Genomic DNA, 19,966 nt, shown 5'->3' on the forward strand with positions numbered 1-19,966 from the left:
ATACTCTTGATTTTCTCAAGTAGGTATCACTAGTAAACGCTGATTTTGAAAGGGGTAAAGAAAATGCTGGTTTACTTATTGCGACCTTGGGCATTAGGCATAATGATTGTGAGCAGCTGTGTGCATGTAAGTGGTGCGGCTAATCCAGCACGAGACGCCACCCTCAAGAGCGAGAGTTTAACCCCGAATATTCTCTTCATATATACAGATGACCAGGCTCCATGGGCGATAGAAGGTAAAGGCCCCAATGCTGTTACCCCAAATATTCAACGCTTAGCCGAGCAAGGTATGTCCTTCCCAAATGCTTATACCACTACGCCCGTATGTAGCCCTTCCCGGGCAGGTCTACTCACTTCCCGCTATGGCTTTGAACTCGGTATAGACGACTGGATAAATGATAACCTTAAAAGCAAGACGCTCACAGGTCACCAATTAGATTTAGGGCTTTCGGCAACAGTAGATTCTTGGCCTAAAAAGTTGCAAGAAAACGGCTATTACAATGGCTTGATTGGTAAGTGGCATTTAGGAAAGCAAGCTGAACATCATCCTCAAAATTTTGGCTATAACGAGTTTACGGGTTTTTTAGGAGGCGGAACTTCCCCCGCTGATCCTCAATTACTTGTTAATGGTGTCCAGGAGAAAGAGACGGGGCTTACCGTTGACATTCTCACTGACCATGCCATGGATTTTTTAAGTAGGAATCGACATAAAAAATTTGCCTTATCATTGCATTATAGGGCGCCTCACTATCCATTTGAGCCTGTCTCAGGGAGTGATTTAGATGCTATCAGTGACGATGTAGATTTAATACATCCTGATTATCCCGATCTGAATACTCAAAGAGCAAAGAAATTATTACGCGGATATTTAGCATCTGTTAAAGGTATAGATAGAAATGTCGGCAGACTGCTGGACCATTTAGACGAAGTGGGACTTTCTGAAAATACTGTGGTCATTTTTACCTCTGACCATGGTTACGTCATCGGACAAAATGGTATTTGGCATAAAGGCAATGGTTTTTGGTTGTTAAACACACCACCGAAAGGCACAGAAAACATTCCCAAGGGCCAGCGCCCCAATCTATACAATGCCGTGCTTAAAGTACCTCTTATCGTTCGTTGGCCAGGTAAGGTGCCTGCGGGTACGGAAAATGCCTCAACTGTATCAAATCTTGATTTCTTCCCTACTCTCATGGATGTCGCCAAACTGGATATACCTAGTGAAACGGTCATTAGAGGGCAAAGTGTAATCAAAGCGTTCATAGATGAAAGCGTAGTAGTGAGCACTGATTACTTTGCCGCTTATTCAACGCTGCATCAGTCGATTACTGGCATGAGAATGTATAGCGATGGCCAATATAAACTAGTTAGAGACTTCAAGAACAAAGGGCGAGATGAGTTCTATCACTTAGATGGAGACCCTCTCGAGACCGACAACTTGCTTGAGACTGAACTAACTGACGCTGAAAAGAAGACATTAATAAGGCTGGACGACACGCTCAAAAAGAAAATGTTCGAGTTGGAGGACCCACTTTCAGTTAGTTTTACACCCGTGCACCTCAAAGGTCGTTAACTATCGTGCTTTAGTGAGAGTGTTTCATAGGAAAGTGAGTACTCAGGAATTGGCTGAACGTGGTCGCGTGATTGACAGCCCAACGTCATTCTAAATGAACAAAATACGGAACAAATTAAATATGAAGAATAAGTGGCTTATGTCGTTGTTCGTAGTACAGCTATTTGGTTGTGCTTCTTTTACGAACGGCAAAGAACCCTCAACGCCCCAAGATAATCATGCTTCTTTGCCTTCGTTATCACTTCATTCAACGCCAATTCTTTTGGGCAGTAGTTTGTTGGTTGGTAAGTCTCACACGTCCGATGGCTCAGACCGCGCTGTAGATGGAAAACCTCGTTTTTCTGGTGTTATGGGAGCGCAAGCAGTTACCTACAAGGGCTACCAATATGTGATTTACTATACGGCAAAAGACAGGGGAGGTTACGGTGACCTTTTTGCTGAAGTGGTTGTCGCACGCAGAAAAATAACGGGGCACGACTGGCAACACGCCACCTTGCCTGTATATCGACTAACTTCTGATGACGCGCATAACCGCCAAGCCATTGAAATATCAAAAGGCGACGGCGCCATTCATATTTCTTTCGATCATCATAACTCAGATCGCATCAACTACGCGCGCACCGCTGCAGGAGTCGCAGACCACCCGGAAACCGTTGACTGGAACGACGATATCTTTAAATTTAAGCGAAACCTCGGCTTTTCCAACGATGCGGTAAGTCGTGTTACTTATCCAAAGTTTTACTCGTTAGACAGCGGAAATGTACTGATGTATTTCCGAGAGGGAGGTGCAGCAAAAGGTGAAATGCGGCTCGCACTTTATGATGCCAAAAATAGCGATTGGCAGTTCATTCGCAATATATCTTCAAGCGATGGTGTATATACTCAAAATGTAAACGGCAACAAAGAACCTTCAACAAGAGGGCCTTATTTAGCTGGTGGTGGACCAAAGTTTGATGCTAATGGTCGCATGCACATCAGCTGGGTATTCAGAGAGCGGCCGATAAATTGTAACCCTGGTACAAGCAATGGGTCTGACTGTAATCATGGTATCTACTACGCCTACAGCGATGATGAGGGGCTCACTTGGGACAATAATGCAGGCAATCTAGTCGCTGATACTCGAGACGGTGAGGTGTTATCTGTTGAAACACCAGGATTAGAAGCGGTCCATGTGCCTACGACACTGAAGCCATCTAATGTTTCCCACAATTCTGTAATCGATACTAAAACAGGTGATTATCACCTCCTCCTTAGTCATAAAACATCCCCACACGGCCCAGCGCGCGTGCATCATTATGTTCGCGATATTTCAGGCAATTGGCAAAAACGTGTCTCTGATTTTAACGCTTCAAACGTTACTTTAACTTTCTTAGATGACAGATTGTTTGCTTTTGCAGGAAGAGGCGATGCCAGAATTTTCTATTCTGATAGAACAGACGGTTTTGCTGAATGGCATAAAATCGAAATGCCAAATATAGATAATGAGCTAGTCAAGATTGAGGGCGGGTATATCACGTGGGATCTCAGCTTATTAAGCCATGGGGTTGCAAGTATTGTTTGGCAGCATGCACCACAAATTAATGGTGAGTCTAGCCCCATTTACGTCTATGACTTTGAGCTAGGAAAAATAGAGCCAAGTGAGTAGAGCGTGATGCTCTTTATATTTTTTCTTTTAGAAATAAATTAAATAACGGGAGTGTGCTTTGCGCAGATTATTGTTACTTATTGCTGTAGTTTTTGTCTCATTGAGCGCAAATGCTGAATCAATAAAACAGGCGTTTGAAAGTCCTGAAGATAGTCATAAACCATGGGTGTTTTGGTATTGGATTAATGGCAATATTACTGAAGAAGGCATAACAGCTGATCTCGAATCAATGGCTGATGCCGGATTAGGAGGCGTGGTGTTGATGCACATTAATGAGCATCATGTTATTCCCGCAGGCCCTGTTGAATTTCTTTCAGAAGAATACCAATCAATACTCGCTTATACCTTTAAAAAGGCTTCTGAGCTTGGTTTGAAAGTGAACCTTTATAATAGTGAAGGGTGGTCCGTCGCTGGTGGTCCTTGGATAAGCCCTAAAGACGGTATGAAAGAGCTGTCTTGGAGTGAGCAACAAGTCCATAGCCAAACTCAGCCTATAATTTTCCCCGCTCCTCATGCTCCCTTGAATTTTTATGACGATATAGCTGTACTTGCCTTCCCAACACCTAAAGCACACATGGAGCCAGAGTTTCAAGAACGTATCGCGATGGCCAGAATTTCAGGGGTTACGCCAAAAGTTACCGAGCCTGCTATAAATGCTTTCGATGGTGATTGGAACACAGTGGTGTATCCCAAGGTTGATGACGAAACCAAACAGCGCTTTATTCAATTTGATTTTTCTGAGGAGTATACGTTTCGTAACGTTTTTGTGAAATTTGCTGCTTATGGAATGATGGGGAGAAACCACCTTCTTATATCAAATGATGGTGATAATTATCAGGAGGTCGCATTTTCAAAACGAGGGCAAATTTATGATGACCTCAGCTGTTTTCAGTTTGAACCGGTAAAGGCGAAACACGCAAGAATTGTGTTCGAGCCTACTGACAATAAGCTCTTGTACACAGCGATGCCGAAAGTGGATGTCGCGGTGCGGGAAGTAATTTTTGACAACAAACCGCGTATTGCAAACTGGTGTCAAAAAGCAGCGCATATATTCCCGTTTCATATGCAAGAAACAGAGCGCGAAGCAATGAATGCCTCGTTAGAGAGTAACGCAAGTATCAATCTTGATTCAATTGTTGACGTTACCCAATACCTTAGCGAAAACGGTCGTCTTAACTGGACGCCACCTAGTGATAATTGGACCGTAATTCGGTTTGGTCTGTCTTCTACGGAAGCGGTTAATCGACCGGGTACGGCGAAAGGCGAAGGGCTTGAAGTTGATAAATTAAGCGAGCGTGCGCTTGATAAACATTTTGAGCATTACATTAAAAACGTAGCAAGTCGTTCGCAGGAACATGTAGGCGATTCATTTGTATCAACCCACGCCGATAGCTGGGAAGTAGGGCGGCAAAATTGGACGCAGGAGTTTGAAATAGACTTCGAAGAGAGGCGAGGTTATTCACCTATTCGACTTCTTCCTATTACGCTGGGGTATACCGTAAAGAATGCAATGTTCAGTGAGCGTTTTCTTTGGGACTACAGAAAAACACTCGCAGAGCTCATTGCTGAGCGTTTTTATGGGGGTATGCAAAAGCGTTCAAACGAACTGGGTTTGAAGTTTTCAGCGCAATCGATGAAACCTTTTATAGACAACCTTCAAGCGTTGGGAAAAGCGGATATTATTTATGCTAATAGTGCATTTCGTTCTATTAACCCTGCAGAAAATAGGCCCAATCAAGAATTTGCTTACCTGACTGCCAAAATGGCAGCATCCGCAGGCTCTATTTACAATAAGCCTGTTCGTTCAGAGTCCTTCACTTCATTGCCTCAAGCGAATAGGTGGCTAAGTCACCCGCTAACTTATAAGTCGCAAGCTGATACCGATTTGGCTGCAGGGGTTACGTTGACAACGCATCACCTCTTTACCCATCAACCCTGGACAACCCTAGAGCCGGGCATGACACTTGGTTACTGGGGTTTACATTTTGAGCGCACACAAACGTGGTGGCATGAGATAAATACATGGAATGAGTATTTGACGCGTTCCCACGCCATGCTCAGCAAAGGGCAGCCTGTGTTTGATGTATTGCACTTATTAGGTGATGACTCGGCAACGACATCCGACAAGGAATTTGCTTTGAAAACGCTGCCTGATGGCTACGATTTTGAATTTATTTCGACAGATGGGCTGATGAACCACGTTGATGTAAATGAGCGAGGGCAGCTAGCTTTTGAATCGGGGAGAACCTATAACATTTTATCGATATCGCCCGACGTGAGCATGCGAGTAGAAGTACTAGAGCAAATAAAATCTCTATTAGAGCGAGGGGTAACGGTTGTAGGTTTACCTCCCACTTTTTCGCCAAGTTTGGAAGGCTCTTTTGATATCTCGGCCACTGATGGACGAGTTCACCATTTAGCCAACGAAATTTGGGGCGCGGGATTTAAGAGCCAGGTGTTTAAAACCCTAGAAGACGCATTGAACCATAAAGGTATTCAACCAGACGTGCTAATTTCTCACACTGATAACCGATTTGTTTGGCGACACCATGATGTATCTGAAGAGAACACGGATGTGTATTTCATCAGTAACCTAGATCAAATGGCTGCCGAAATAGAATTGGACCTGAGAGCTAAAGGTAAAGCGGTTGAAATCTGGGATCCGCTTTCAGGTAAACGACTTCTCGCCAGTGATTACGTGGTTGAAAACGGTCGCACGCGGTTTACATTACACTTTGACCAAGCACAGTCTTTGTTTGTTGTTTTAGCGCCGCAAAAGAGTACCGGAAAGCTACTTAACACCCTCTCTTTTGGGCAATTGCAGGTGCTAGATTCACCGTGGCAGGTAGAGTTTATTAAAGGCGTAAAAAAACCAAACGCATTAGCGCTTAACGAACTCATCGATTTGTCTCAACACGCGAATGAAGATGTCAGGTATTTTTCTGGCACGGTTCGCTATGAGACTGAATTTGAAATGGCTGATGATTTGCCAACGTCCCCAAGCTACCTTCTTAACCTTGGCGACGCTTTCCAGTTTGCGCGCGTAAGACTAAATGGTCACGATCTCGGACTGAGAATGTGGGCGCCTTATCACTTTGATATTAGCAATATCATTCGAAGCGGAGAAAACCGTTTGGAGATAGAAGTGACTACTCTTTGGCCTAATCGCTTAATTGGCGATGAGCGCTTGTATCCTGAAACGGCACCTTGGAAGAAAAATGGCTATCAAGGCTCTCAGTTAACTAGTTTTCCGAAATGGCTTAAAGGAGCTACGCCCGAACAACCTGGGGCGCGTAGCACGTTTGCTACATGGAAGCATTGGAACAAAGATGATGAGTTACTTCCATCAGGACTGCTAGGCCCTGTGAGTATAATGGTTCAAGAAAGGAATTGAAGCATCGACGTTCTTGGTGGTAATTGAAGCTAGCATGCCCTTTCAAAGTCCTTTTTTAAGGGCATGCGTACACTCTAAATAATGTTGTTTTTGAGAAGCTTAGCCGCGTAGTCTGCCGCTCGCGCCGTTATCGCCATATAAGTTAGCGATGGGTTTTGTGTTGCGCTAGATGCCATGCAGGCACCGTCGGTAACAAATAAATTGGGTATATCGTGTGCTTGGCCCCAGCCATTGAGAATCGATGAATCTGGATTTTTTCCCATACATGCGCCGCCCATCTCGTGAACCTGCTTACCCATCGGAATATGTTTATTTTCTGGTGTCGCTTTTACCTGAATGTTGGTGCACCCACCTGCTTCGAGTATCTCTTGGATGTCTTTGGCCGCTTGTTTAATCATTTTTCTTTCATTGGCTTTAATTTCAGCATCGATATGAAGTAACGGCATGCCCCACTCGTCTTTTTGGGTAGGGTGTAGAGTGGCTGCATTCTCGTAATAAGGTAAAACCTCGCCATACATAAATGCCCTGAAACGCCATGGGCCGGGCTTTCCAACGCTTTCTTTAGCAATAATGCCGATACCTTTTGATTTGGCATTCGGTGAGGAGAATGAGCGGTTTTGTGCTGTGGTTTGAAAACCAAAGCCTCTTTCAAAATCTGCATCATCTTGCTTTTCGTGTCGATAATTTGGAATATAAGTAGCGATAGGACGCCGTCCGAATGCATACTTATCTTCATTTACCGGCACATCAGCGTTTGCTACAACGCCAGTGACGTGACCAAGTATATAGTGGCCCAGCATACCGCTGCTATTTGCAATACCATTTGGGAATGTTTTGGATGTAGAGTTCAACATTATTTGAACGGTGCCTAATGCCGATGCGCACATAAACACAACGCGACTCTTGTATTGCCTTCTTTCTTTCGTATTAGCATCGATGACAGACACGCCAGAGACTTTGTTATTGACGTCGTCGTAGTCAATACGCTCAACAATACTGTCTGTTATTACGGTTAGGTTTCCCGTTTTATGAGCTGCAGGTAATGTGGCAGACTGAGAGCTAAAGTACGCGCCAAAACTGCATCCTCTTCTACAGTAAGAACGCGCCAGGCATTTACCTCTACCTAGTGCAGTTTGTTCTTCAGTAGGCGAGGTAAGATTAGCGGCTCTTCCTATAATGAGGTGTCTGTCAGTGTATTTTTTCGCAATATTATTGGAAATGTATTGCTCTGCATAACTCATCTCCCACGGTGTTTGAAACTCACCGTCGGGTAGGGTTTTTAAACCATCTTTATTCGCTGACACACCTATAAATTTCTCAACATAGCTATACCATGGAGCTAAGTCTTCGTAACCAATAGGCCATTCAATACCATGGCCGTCTTTCGCATTGGCCTCAAAATCCATTGGGCTCCATCGCAATACCTGCCGCCCCCATGTTAATGAGCGTCCACCGAGTTGATATCCCCGCGTCCACATAAATGGCTTATCTTCGGGGTAGCTGTAAGGGTGCTTCTTATCGTCGACAAAAAAGTGAAGTGCATCGGTTTTATATAAGTGCCCTTTTTTTCTCAACGTAGCGTAGTGACCATTTTCTGCGAGCGTTTCTTCTGGCATTCCTCGGTTTTGTAAATCCCAAGGTGCTTGAAAATCTTTGTACTCAGGGCCTCTGTGATCTACATTTCTACCCCGCTCAATAACTAATGTATTGAAGCCTCGCTCACAAAACTCTTTCGCTGCCCAGCCGCCCGTAATTCCTGAACCAACAATAATGACGTCATAGTCGTTGTTCATAAGTATTTTCTCTCGTAAATAACGTTTAGCTCATCCTGTGAAAGACTTCCTCGATAGCCACCAGGAACAAGAAAGAAGTTGGGGTTGGCTATTTCAGATGAGTAGTGAATATGAAAAATAAGTGCTTTGAATCGTTTGTATGCTATGGAAAAGTCGCCTTTACCCGTGTCGAAAACGATCTCGTCGATTTGCTCTACAAAGGTCTGACGATTTTCTTTACTCAGTGACAGGTAGTTTGCATTAAATGCGGTTCTTGCGCGTTGCAAAAACTCAGATAAGAACAAAGTGAATTGCTGTTGGGTAGAGGTGGCTGCCCAAGATATCATTAACTCATCAAGTACCTGTGCGGTGTGAGAATCTACTGCACCGGGGGTGTCAGTGCGGGGTATCATAATGTCCACAATATCGTAAACCAGCGTAAATTGTTCAGCATCAAAAAAAACCGCATCCGACTCAAAAACAGTAAGGTTGAGCGTCTTTTTTAGCTCTGATGGTAAAACAGAAGCTGAAACTACATACAGCATGGAGCCCAAAAATATACGTCTGTTTATTTCCACGTTACCCTCTTCTTGTTTCGACTCGGAAATTGTAATGACGTTGATACTACCTATAAAAACAAGCCAAAATCAATCATTATCAATCAAAATAATTTACATTGTTTTGACATCAATGTAATAGGTAGCAGGATAGTAGTTGTAGGTGGGTTGAAAATTTTCGTTTAAAAATTGTCTCTGGGTAAGCCGGTGATGTTATCTAGTAGTAGCGTCTTATTGGGAGTAAGTTCTATATGGCTTTTGTACGGTAACGCTTTTGCAGATGGCTTGCTGCCGAAGTAATTCAGGCCCATCAAAACATTGTTATAGTGAAGCGCTACCATAAAAGGTGTTAGCGCAAAATCATAAAATGCCACTTCATCTATCGTCCCCGCATAGGCCTCTGCGGCGTGCCCTTGAGCGTTAGGAGAATTGCCAATATTGGCTAACCCCGCTCCACCGCTCAATACTTTTGAGCCAGGTGGGTATCGGTAAAGTGCGCCTACTTGTCCGTCGATGTAAATTGCTTTTATCCCACTTTCAACATTATAAGTTGCCACTACATGGTGAAGGTTTCCATCTTTTAACTGCTTAAGCGTTGGACGTCCGTCTTTGCCGTCTAGTGGTAGTTTGAGCTCATGGTAGCCTTGGCCTAAAATGTACAACCCGAAACTTAGAGACTCTGCATAATTGCCTGCTGGGACAACTATTGATTTATTACGATCATTTTGAAAGCTAAGCAGCATTCTATGATCTTTATCACTTTGATCTTTCCTGAAAATCTCATCAATTTCACCATATCGGCTTTTAGTTGGGCCTTCTCCACTATATAAAGGCTTAATCAATGCTTCTATGGTGACACCATCAATAACGGAGAACGAACCTGTTGCGGGCGCGCTTCCGCCTCCGCTACCCACGTTAATTCTTGCATGCTTTGTGTTATCAAAATAGAAAGCGCCTTTCCCAACAAGTCCATCGATGCGTTGAGCTCCGCTACCGGAAACTCCGACTGCGCGACCTGCAAAGTCCGCCACTCTGTCGCCAACATCATCGAAGTTCCAAAAGTGTTTGGGGCGCCATGTTTTAGGAAAGATTTTTGCTTTGATATTACCAGAGACCGAGGTTGTATCACTGTCAACACTTACGGTTAACTTGCCCGAATGCATCTGAATATCAGAGGCGTTGGCAGAAATAGTAATAGTCTTATTTGAATGAGAGATTACGTTAACCTCACCGCTTTTTAGCTCAATTTCGGTAGAATTAAATAATTTAAAGTGCGAATGAGCAGAAAGCATTAAGCTATCACCAGAGCGTAGTTCAAGCTCGACCGGTCGTTCGGTTTTGTACATACCAGGAAAAACGAGCGTGTTTTGTACGTTACCATTTTCGTCAATTAACAGCTCCCCACTAACTAATTTTCCTATAAAGGGTTCGTCGGGAAGTGGTTTGAATTGAATAATTAGGTATACCACCAGCATGCACAGCACGGTGAGTAGCCCCGCTAAATAAAACTTACGTTTTGTGCTCGCGGTTCTCTTTTCAGAAGAGGCTTCATAAGGTTGGTTTTGATGAGGTAAATTTGAAGCTTGCGTGGGCCGCACAATAAGTTCGTCGACGAAGGTTTTTCGCCTTACTATTTCAAGTTTTGGAAGGGTATTCGATTTAAGATGAAAGTGAAATTCGATGTAATCAAGGTAAAACCGTTGAGCCTGCTCATCGTTACTCAACAGTGATTCAAGTTTTTGAAGCTGTATCTGTGTAACGGTACCTGCGCAAATATCATCTGCTATGGCCCGAACTTCATCAAACCTTTCTGAGCGATTCAAGTGTCGTGCTCCACTTTTTGTTTATCAACGCAGTCGAAGAGCTTACGGCGAAGCAAATGGATAGATTTACGAATACCAAAAATCGAGCGCCCCGTTTTGTCTGCAAGTGCCTGTGCGCTTAAATTTTCTATGAAAAAACCGTAATATAATTGATGTGCGGAAGCAGAGAGGTGAGAAACGCAATGCTGCAGCATGCTCCATTTTTGGTCTGTATTATCTTGATGGGAAGCTACTGCTGATAGCTGCTCTAGCAACTCATCACTCAAACCTGAAACGAATTTTTTCTGTTGTCTTCGATACGTTCTTACACAGTTAAACACAATAGTATTTGACCATTTTCTAAAACTCGTTCCTCGCTCAAAAGTCTCGAATTCCTTCCAAAGAATAACGCTTGTCTCCTGAAAAATATCATCTGCGGCCGCTTTGTCTAAAACAAAGGCATAGATGTATGCATACAAACGTTGCTTTTCTGATTCAAACATTGCCGAAAACATGTCTGAGGTTGTATCCAAAGAACCTCGACTACTTTGTGGTGATGGCACGTTTTGATACACCTTATCCTCTCTTTTACGATGTGATCATCAAATTCATCGCAACAGTTCAATACTCATGTCAGCAGCGTTAGTGTCACACAATCAGTGTATGCGCAACACTGTAATATTTTACGCAAATTTAACATTTAAGACATTGTTTGACTATATTTGATTGAATTTAAATTTTAAGGGTATCAATCTCACAATTCGGTGCCTTTTCTAATTATATAAAGTCTGATTTGAGCCAAACAATGTCATATTATCGTTACTCAGTATTATGTTTATTCGCTATTTTTGTTGTTGCCTGCGAGCACGTAGGACCTGACTCCATCAATGACAATGAGTCATCATTAATAGCTCCTCCCATTGGACTTACGGTGGGAGAAGGGGTGGTAAATCCCATCGGCCACTATGAGAGCGTGCCACGTTTTAGTTGGCAGCTTGACACTGAGTCTTCTCAGCTAGCTCAGCAAAGCTACCAACTTCAAGTTGCAAGCGACGGTGCATTCAAGCCCGAACAAATCATTTGGGATAGCGGAAGAGTAACCTCCTCTAAAAACGCTTGGATAAGACCTGAAGGCCTCACTTTGGAATCAAGGCAACGCGTGTTTTGGCGAGTTAAAACATGGGATGTACAAAGCAATAGTTCACAATGGAGTGAAATACAGACGCTCGAAACTGGCTTATTGAGAAACAGTGATTGGCACGCTCAATGGATAGGGCATCCAGACACTAATGAGCGTACAGAAGTGCTTAGTCCTAACGCTATTGAGCAACCAGATAACCAATACTACCCGCCACAGTATTTACGCAAAAAATTTGAGCTTAATAAGCCGATTAAGCGGGCTCGTCTTTATATCACTGCAAAGGGCGTTTTTAAGCCATTCATCAATGGTCAGGCTGTCAGTGAAGATGTCATGACTCCGGGATGGACGCCATATCATAAGCGTATTGAGACGCTGACTTACGATGTGACTAATCTATTACAACAAGGCACTAATGCCATTGGTGCTGCATTGGCTGAGGGGTGGGAAGGTCGTATCTTCCATCCTACAAAGCAGGATTACGTAACACCACTGCGTCTTATTGCGCAGCTTGAGGTCACTTTTGAAGACGGCACTAGCTCGCGAATTGTAACGGATGAAAGCTGGTTATCAACGGACCAAGGCCCCATTCGCGCTGCGGGTAATTACGATGGTGAGCGCTATGATGCGAATTACGAGATGCCTGGTTGGAATACTCCAGAGTTTGATAGTGAGGGCTGGAAACGTGTTTACTCTGAGCCACTTGAGCCTGTGGTTAAGCTGCGGCCGAAACGTCATGCGCCAGTGAGAGTAACAAAAACAATTCCTGCTATCGCACTTGTGAGCGTGAAAGATGGTGTAGCCATTTTCGACATGGGTCAAAACATGGTAGGCGTGCCCGAAGTATCGCTACCGGTGAAAAAGGGCCAAACCATAAAAATTCGTTTTTCTGAAGCGCTGCAAGGCGAGGAATTCTATGTTAAAAATTTACGCTCGGCCAAAAGTACCGATTGGTACATTCCTAACTCTGATGGCCTAATTACCTATCAACCAACATTTACGTTTCATGGCTACCGTTACGTAGAAGTGTCGGGTTACGACAATACAGCAACGGCAGCGCTGGATTGGGTTACAGGGAAGGTGCTTCATTCTGATTTCGATGTATATGACAATTTTTCCAGCAACCATAGCAAACTTAATAAGTTATCAAGCAACGTGTCGTGGGGGCTAAGGGGTAACTTTCTTGATATTCCAACCGACTGTCCGCAGCGCGATGAGCGGTTAGGCTGGACGGGGGACGCTCAAGTTTTTGTACGCACATCTTTATACAAAGCAGACGTTTACGCATTCTGGGCATCATGGCTAGAGAGCATGCGAGAAGAGCAGGGCATTGACGGAATGATCCCCAAATTTGTGCCGTTTCGCCCGTTTCTTACTGAGGGAACCGCCGCTGCCTGGGGTGATGCGGCAACCATAGTTCCATGGGAGTTATATCAGCATACAGGTGATTTAACGATCCTTTCGGAAAATTACTCAATGATGAAGCGGTGGGTAAAATTCACCGAGTTTAATAGTTTTGATTATATTTCAAATATCGGCACGTACGGTGACTGGCTACAGCCTTTTACAGAAAACGGGCGTGCATCAGGTGACACGCACCCAGATTTGATAGCTACAGCCTATTACGCGCGCTCGGTCGACATTTTGGCCAAAACTGCACAGGCGCTAGGCTATGAATCTGACGCTCATCAATATCGACGATTATTTAATAACATTAAGCAAAAATTCAGAACGTTCTTTTTTGATGATGCCCTTAACGTTGTAAGCACAACGACTAAGCAAATTAAGAGAGAAAAAGGGAAACGGCTTAAATCACCAAAAACTGTTGAACTTAACCTCAAAACTACTCAAACAAGTTATTTACTGCCGCTGGCGTTTGGTTTGTTTTCCGAGGACCAACAAGCCACTGCAGTTGAGAAGTTATTAGACTTGCTAGAGAAAAGCGATCGGCATTTACGTACCGGTTTTCTCGGTACGCCTATGCTCCACCAAGTGCTTCAGCAATATGGCCATAGCGAATTGATGTACGATATTTTGCTTAAGGAAACCTATCCGTCGTGGTTCTACTCAATTAACAATGGTGCAACGACCACTTGGGAGCGATGGAACTCTTACTCCATTGAAGACGGTTTTAATAAAGCTAATATGAATTCACTAAACCACTATGCTTACGGTGCCGTGGCTGAGTGGTTTTATACAGGTATGCTTGGAATTAGAACACTAGAGCCAGGGTTCAAAACCTTTCAAATCAATCCGCAGTTCACGAGTAAGCTGAATAACTTACAGGGCACTGTGCCAACTATAAATGGCGATATTAGCGTGGCTTGGTCTATTGCCGCCAATCAATTATCAATGAGTATCACTGTACCCAAAAACACCCGAGCTGAATTGAAACTTCCGTCTATTGAGAAGCTAACACTGACCCGAGATGGTAAGGCGTTGGCAGATACGGACTTATGGCTTGAGCCAGGTTCTTATCTTGTTTCGGGCGAAATTACGATATCAAAGTAACGTGCTTATGTTTCGTCAATCATGCCTATGTAAAAGCTTTAATGGATACAATTTATGCGCACAAAAGAAATAATAATTGCTAGCATTATGCTACTCGGCTCGGTTTTACCTCATTCTGCGCTTGCCGTTGAGTGGACAGCAGAGTGGATTTGGGCAAAAGAACGTTTTACCGATCCAAATACTTGGATGGCATTTCGTAAGGAAATTAGCCTAGACGAAAAGCCTCAAGAAAGCTTTGCTTACATCAGCGCAGATACCAAATATTGGTTGTGGATTAATGGTGAACTTGTGGTCTTCGAGGGAAGTTACACCGGGGGGCCGTCCCCGGTAACACCTGCGCCACGCACTGATTTCTTTCCTATTGCATCTAACAAATACTATGACAAAGTTGATATCAGCCAATACCTCACTGAAGGCACCAATACTATTGCGGCATTGGTATGGTATTACGGTGACAACGGGCAAAAGGGCACCCATATCTCGTCTAACAAAGGGGGCTTTATCTTTCAGGCAGAAGTGGGCGATACCCAAGTTATTTCTAATGACTCATGGAAAGTAAGCCCACACCCAGCTTACGCCACGAAAGTGACAAAGCAATCTCCGTATCGCGTGGCTGCATGGAACATTAACTATGATGCCAGAAATAGCATGGGAGATTGGACGGATAGTGCTTGGTATATGCCAGGCTATGACGATACGTCATGGCAACAAGCAAAAAGCCTGCACCGCCCACCGCGCGCGCCTTTTAATGCACTATCCCCGAGTGAAATCCCAATTCTTAACAACTATGGATTAGCTTACTGCGAGAACTATCCAGCCAGCAAGTTTCCCTTTGTGAGTAACGGCGAAACCATTAAATGTGTGCTTGATTTTAATAAAAATGTGACGCCCTATTTTGATATAGAGGCGGAACAAGGCCAAACCGTACATATCGATTCGAATATGCGACTTAACACCATAGAGACCGAGTACACGACAAAAGAAGGTCGGCAGCAGTTTGAGTCGTATTCATGGTTTAACGCCCGCACCATAGAATATAGCTTTCCAAAAGGTGTGACAGTGCATGGCTTAAAATACCGCTGGACTGGGGTTGGCTCAACGCCTGGACATTTTGAAGCAGACGATACTTGGTTTACGCGTATTTGGCAGATGGCTGAAAATACCTTGTACATTTGTGCCCGCGATAACTTTATGGATACCCCTGACAGAGAACGTGGTTTATGGATTGGCGATGTAGCTGACCAAGCAAGCTACCTATTTTATTCAATGGATAAACCTGGCCGAGACTTACTTAAAAAGGCGATTAAAGTAACACTTGCCTTCAGCGATAGTGAAACCGGTATTTTCGCAGGTTTAGGGCCTGGTCGATTTAGAGAATTGCCCGCACAGAGTTTACAGTTTATTGAGCAAGGAATTTGGCACTACTACTATAATACCGGCGATCGTGAGACGCTTGAGTTTGCCTATCCTTATGTGCATAAGTACCTCACATTGTGGGGCACCCGTGAAAACGGCCTCGCCACGTTTAGAAGTGGTGCCTGGAAATGGACAGACTGGGGACCACAAGACACCATAGATTATGACGTTATTCAAAATGCACTGTATTACAGTGCGCTGGTATCTGCGCGCAAGATGGCCAGGGCGATAGGTAACGATACTCACCTTAGTTTCTATGATAGCCGCATTGCCGCGCTAAAAAACGCGTTTAGGGCTACATTTTGGCAAAACGGCTTTTACAGCAGTAACCCCCAACAGTTTAAAGATGACCGAGCTAATGCGGTTGCAATCTTGTTCGGTTTAGCCGAGGAGTCGCAATACAACTCAATAGTCGACAACGTATTAGTCCCCAATCACTTTGCCAGCCCGCATTTTGAATGGATGGTTTATAACGCCATGGCGAAGGCCGGGCGTTACGATGAAGCACTGTCTAGAATGAAAGAACGTTATGGCAAGCAGGTAGCTAACCCAGTTAGATCTACGTTAACCGAATACATGAACGGCGGAGGTACTGAAAATCATGCATGGAACGCACCTAGCACGGTACTGAGCAAATATATTGCCGGCATAGCGCCAACTTCTGTGGCCTGGAAGACATATCAGATTATGCCTAACATGGCGCACATGAAGCGCATTGAACAACGCGTGCCTAGCGTGCAAGGCGATATTGATTTTGTAATCAGCCGCACCTTAGAAAACCTTACGCTTGAACTTACCTCCCCAGTTAATACAGTGGCCTTAGTCGGAGTGCCTAAAAAATATTTTGATATCAGCAAAATATCCATTAACGGCAAAGTAGTGTGGCAAAACGGGCAAGCTAGAAACAATGTGAGCGGTGTGAAGTTTGTGTCAGAGACATCAAAATACATCAATTTTGAAGTTGACCCAGGCATCTGGGAAATAAACGCAACTTAAGTTTTAGAGGTAGAAATGAGATTAATATTTACATACTTAGCTGCGCTTATGCTTGTGTTTCCAGGTTTATTATTCAGCGTAATGTCTTATGCCAGTCAATCTGAGCAACCTCCTAACATTGTGGTGTTCTTGATTGATGATCTTCGACCTGACTTGGGTGTTTATGGTCACAATAAGGTGCATAGCCCCAATATCGATCAGCTGGCCGGCGAGGGCGTGAAGTTTACTCGGGCCTATGCGCAACAAGCGATATGCGGCCCTTCTCGGGTAAGCATTATGACAGGCTTGAGACCAGAGACTACGGGCCTGTATACCATTAGAAAAAATGGGCGACTTAGACCTAATCAGCCAAATGTGGTGTCGATGCCCCAATTGTTTAAAGCTAATGGCTACAAAACCATTAGTATTGGTAAGGTTTACCACAGTACTGTCGACGATGCAGAAAGCTGGTCTACTCATATTAAAAAGCTCGATAATTTTTACGCCATTGACGGTAATAAAGAGAAACGATTTGCTTATGAGGCTGGTGAAGTAGAAGACGACTTTTATAAAGATGGAAAAGTAGCCAGCGATGCCATACGTGCGTTAAAAGAGCTAAAAGACGAAAAGTTTTTAATGTTCGTTGGCCTCAGTAAGCCGCATTTGCCTTTTAACGCCCCCAAACGTTATTGGGACCTCTATGACAGCGACGAGTTTGCTGTGCCAAGTCGAAATAAGCCAAAGGACATGTATCGCCTTGCGCTCACAAACTGGGGCGAGCTTCGAATGTATGGCGGTATTCCCAAAGAAGGCGACGTTGAGGATGAACTTACCAAAAAGCTCAAGCATGGATATTACGCATCGGTAAGCTACATGGACGCGCAAATGGGCAGAGTAATGCAGGCACTTAACGAAATGGACCTGCGAGAAAATACCATGGTTGTGTTGATGAGCGATCATGGTTACAAGCTTGGTGAGTACGGTGCGTGGAACAAGCATACCAATATGGAGCTAGATACTCGGGTACCTTTGATTGTCAGTCGAGAGCTTTCTCACAGCGCGCGTGTAGCGAATCGAACCTCGTCTGCACTAGTTGAAAATATCGATATTTTCCCGACACTCGCCGAGGCTGCAGGCCTCACTATGCCTGAAGTAGATGGCGAAAGTATGCTGTCTCTTATCGACAATCCCGACCATTCATTCAAACAGGCTGCCTATAGCTTGTTTAATCGCGGCAAGATTATGGGCGTAACAGTAACAGACGGGCAGTGGCGATATACACAATGGCGAGATGCGGCCACGCAGGAAATAAAGTTTACAGAATTATATAATCACACAGTGTCTGAAATTGCACGGGTTAATGAGTCTGGAAAACACGCTTTGCAAAAAATAGAAGAAAAGTTACGTAAACTTCTGCATGCAAAATTCCCCCTTGATGCTCCCTCTTTTTACCAACAGCGAAACGTCAATAACAAGCAAATGCCGGTCACACTGGTTTCAGATTTTACAGATAATCATGCTCAAATAGGTGAAGTATATGATTTTTTCGACGTTGCGGTGAGAACAGAAAGAGGCAGCCCAAAATCTATACCCGCGACGTTCGGACGTAGGCCTAAGGTAAATACAGTTAGATTGTTAGGGGGTTGGTTTAATCAGGATTTATCGGGCGATACCTATTTATGGGACGGTGAGCAGTATATCTATAACTTTGAGGCTGCATTCGCCAAGCTTGATAGTTGGTTAAAGGGCGACTGGGATATATTTCAGATCGTATTAGATAATCCACCCTGGGCCTTTCAGCGTGGCTATAAATTTGTAGAAGAGCCCGATGGTGAGCACTATTTATTGAAAGACAAAGTGGGCGTGTATGGAAATGGGCTACCGCCGAACGATGCAACAGCATGGAACAATTACATTCGCGCCTTTATTACCGAACTGGTTGAACGTTATGGCAAAGAACGAGTGCTTAAATGGCGATTTAGAGTGGGATCTGAAATAGATACCCGGCCCCAGCACTGGGCGGCCACGCGAGAGGAATTTTTTGATCACTACCGCAATACAGTAGCAGCAATTAAGACTGTGCTACCTAGTGCAAAGGTAGGCGCTCACTTCAGAGAAGCCTCTCATAAAAGCCGGTATATTGATTACAGTGGTAACAAAGAAGATGCCTATGCACCGCATTTTGTCTCCTGGGCAAAAGAAAATAACGTGCCCTATGACTTCTTAGCGATTTCTTACTACCCCCATATAACCCATCCTCACGAAATGGATATGGAAAGGGTTTATGCTAATCAGATAGCACCTATTTTGGAGCATGCAGATTATAACCCGGAAGCTAGCTTTGAAATTCATGAGTATAAATTCATTGTGAAAATGAAGCGGGCAGGTTTTGTGAGTGTGGCGACTTCACATAATTCAGCATTTTTTGCCATGCTCGGTAAAATGATGCTAACCCACAACATTAAAGAAGTTTTTCAGTGGGGTAACGTTCAAGAAGGGTCTTACAGTCCTGAAGCAATGACACAGCTAGCACTGTTTTCAATGGTGGGTAACACGCTCTACGAAAATACCTCAAGTGTTTCTAAAACGCTTAAGGGAAACACGGTGAACGGAATATTTACGAAAAGAGAAGCTGATGAGGGAATTGACGTGCTTACCTTCAGCTTTAATAACGAAAACATGGAAGCTCTCGAACCAGAATTACTTCAAATACATGTTCGTGTTGATAAACCTGCTGGCACTCAGTTTCAATATCGCATGGCACAAATTGATAGCGAAACAAATATTGAGCAGCAATTCTTCAATGACTTTCCTAAAGCCATGATTATCGAGAGTGAAGGCGGGTGGCGAAAAGCCGATGCTCATCCTACAGCATCTGTTCGCGATGCGTTAAACCAAACAGGGCAGGACACGTTTCGTGTGCATAGAGAAAAATATGGAAAAGTGACCTCCTTGAAATGGAGTGGCTGGATTGAGGGACGCACTCAACAAGCAAGCAGTGAAACGTCGACAGTGTCAATTGAAGCGTCTATTCCTTCTTTCTCCGTGCAGAAGTACGAAGTGCGATGGGTGAAGGAATAAATAAATATAAGAATCGTGTCGCACGTTTTACGCACGGTATTATGGAAATGTTAACAGCTTCTCAATCAGTACAAATAAAGCAGCAAGTTTAAGAGTTGTTAGG

10 protein-coding genes are annotated in these 19,966 nt (G+C 44.0%); 6 read left to right on the plus strand and 4 right to left on the minus strand.

What is annotated here, in order from left to right; genetic code table 11:
• The first annotated feature begins 63 nt into the window (after positions 1 to 63).
• The 3 genes from ALT761_RS20235 to ALT761_RS20245 all read left to right on the plus strand — a co-directional run bounded on the left by ALT761_RS20235 (position 64) and on the right by ALT761_RS20245 (position 6,611).
• Positions 64 to 1,572 carry a sulfatase-like hydrolase/transferase gene (locus ALT761_RS20235; RefSeq protein WP_232043617.1) on the plus strand — a complete coding sequence of 503 codons (1,509 nt, stop codon included), beginning with the start codon at positions 64 to 66 and terminating at the stop codon, positions 1,570 to 1,572.
• Between the two features lie 121 nt (positions 1,573 to 1,693).
• Positions 1,694 to 3,217 (plus strand): BNR-4 repeat-containing protein, encoded by a 1,524-nt coding sequence (locus tag ALT761_RS20240; RefSeq protein WP_172602950.1) that lies wholly within the window; start codon positions 1,694 to 1,696, stop codon positions 3,215 to 3,217.
• Positions 3,218 to 3,275: 58 nt separating this feature from the next.
• On the plus strand, positions 3,276 to 6,611 hold the full coding sequence (locus ALT761_RS20245) for a glycosyl hydrolase (RefSeq protein ID WP_129740728.1): 3,336 nt from the start codon (positions 3,276 to 3,278) through the stop codon (positions 6,609 to 6,611).
• 74 nt (positions 6,612 to 6,685) lie between these two features.
• Here ALT761_RS20245 and ALT761_RS20250 read toward each other — a convergent pair whose 3' ends face one another.
• The 4 genes from ALT761_RS20250 to ALT761_RS20265 form a co-directional block, all read right to left on the minus strand.
• The gene (locus ALT761_RS20250; RefSeq protein ID WP_129740729.1) at positions 6,686 to 8,404 is read right to left on the minus strand and encodes a GMC oxidoreductase; all 1,719 of its coding nucleotides are present in this window, start codon (positions 8,402 to 8,404) and stop codon (positions 6,686 to 6,688) included.
• Complete coding sequence (locus tag ALT761_RS20255) at positions 8,401 to 8,961, minus strand: gluconate 2-dehydrogenase subunit 3 family protein (protein WP_129740730.1); 561 nt, start codon at positions 8,959 to 8,961, stop codon at positions 8,401 to 8,403. The genes ALT761_RS20250 and ALT761_RS20255 overlap by 4 nt, the downstream gene beginning before the upstream one ends.
• 161 nt (positions 8,962 to 9,122) lie before the next feature.
• Positions 9,123 to 10,763 (minus strand): LamG-like jellyroll fold domain-containing protein, encoded by a 1,641-nt coding sequence (locus tag ALT761_RS20260; RefSeq protein WP_129740731.1) that lies wholly within the window; start codon positions 10,761 to 10,763, stop codon positions 9,123 to 9,125.
• Entirely contained in the window at positions 10,760 to 11,305 is a 546-nt protein-coding gene (locus ALT761_RS20265; protein ID WP_232043618.1) for a sigma-70 family RNA polymerase sigma factor, read from the minus strand. The genes ALT761_RS20260 and ALT761_RS20265 overlap by 4 nt, the downstream gene beginning before the upstream one ends.
• Positions 11,306 to 11,547: 242 nt before the next feature.
• On the opposite strand from ALT761_RS20265, the gene ALT761_RS20270 reads away from it, so the two are divergent.
• Genes ALT761_RS20270 through ALT761_RS20280 form a run of 3 tightly spaced genes read left to right on the plus strand, consistent with a single transcriptional unit; the run spans position 11,548 to position 19,863 of the window.
• On the plus strand, positions 11,548 to 14,391 hold the full coding sequence (locus tag ALT761_RS20270; RefSeq protein ID WP_232043619.1) for an alpha-L-rhamnosidase: 2,844 nt from the start codon (positions 11,548 to 11,550) through the stop codon (positions 14,389 to 14,391).
• A 54-nt stretch (positions 14,392 to 14,445) separates the two neighbouring features.
• Positions 14,446 to 16,803, plus strand: a complete 2,358-nt coding sequence (locus tag ALT761_RS20275) for an alpha-L-rhamnosidase-related protein (protein ID WP_129740732.1) — start codon at positions 14,446 to 14,448, stop codon at positions 16,801 to 16,803.
• 15 nt (positions 16,804 to 16,818) lie between these two features.
• A complete protein-coding gene (locus ALT761_RS20280) occupies positions 16,819 to 19,863 on the plus strand; it encodes a sulfatase-like hydrolase/transferase (protein ID WP_129740733.1) in 3,045 nt (1,014 codons plus the stop codon).
• Positions 19,864 to 19,966 lie beyond the last annotated feature (103 nt).

The organism is Alteromonas sp. 76-1 (assembly GCF_900654235.1).
GTDB classification, from domain to species: domain Bacteria; phylum Pseudomonadota; class Gammaproteobacteria; order Enterobacterales; family Alteromonadaceae; genus Alteromonas; species Alteromonas naphthalenivorans.

What these genes read in the sequence shown, in the direction of transcription:
- ALT761_RS20235 (WP_232043617.1), top strand. Translation starts at nt 64, where the DNA reads ATGCTGGTTTACTTATTGCGACCTTGGGCATTAGGCATAATGATTGTG.
- ALT761_RS20240 (WP_172602950.1), top strand. Translation starts at nt 1,694, where the DNA reads ATGAAGAATAAGTGGCTTATGTCGTTGTTCGTAGTACAGCTATTTGGT.
- ALT761_RS20250 (WP_129740729.1), bottom strand. Translation starts at nt 8,404, where the DNA reads ATGAACAACGACTATGACGTCATTATTGTTGGTTCAGGAATTACGGGC.
- ALT761_RS20270 (WP_232043619.1), top strand. Translation starts at nt 11,548, where the DNA reads ATGTCATATTATCGTTACTCAGTATTATGTTTATTCGCTATTTTTGTT.
- ALT761_RS20275 (WP_129740732.1), top strand. Translation starts at nt 14,446, where the DNA reads ATGCGCACAAAAGAAATAATAATTGCTAGCATTATGCTACTCGGCTCG.
- ALT761_RS20280 (WP_129740733.1), top strand. Translation starts at nt 16,819, where the DNA reads ATGAGATTAATATTTACATACTTAGCTGCGCTTATGCTTGTGTTTCCA.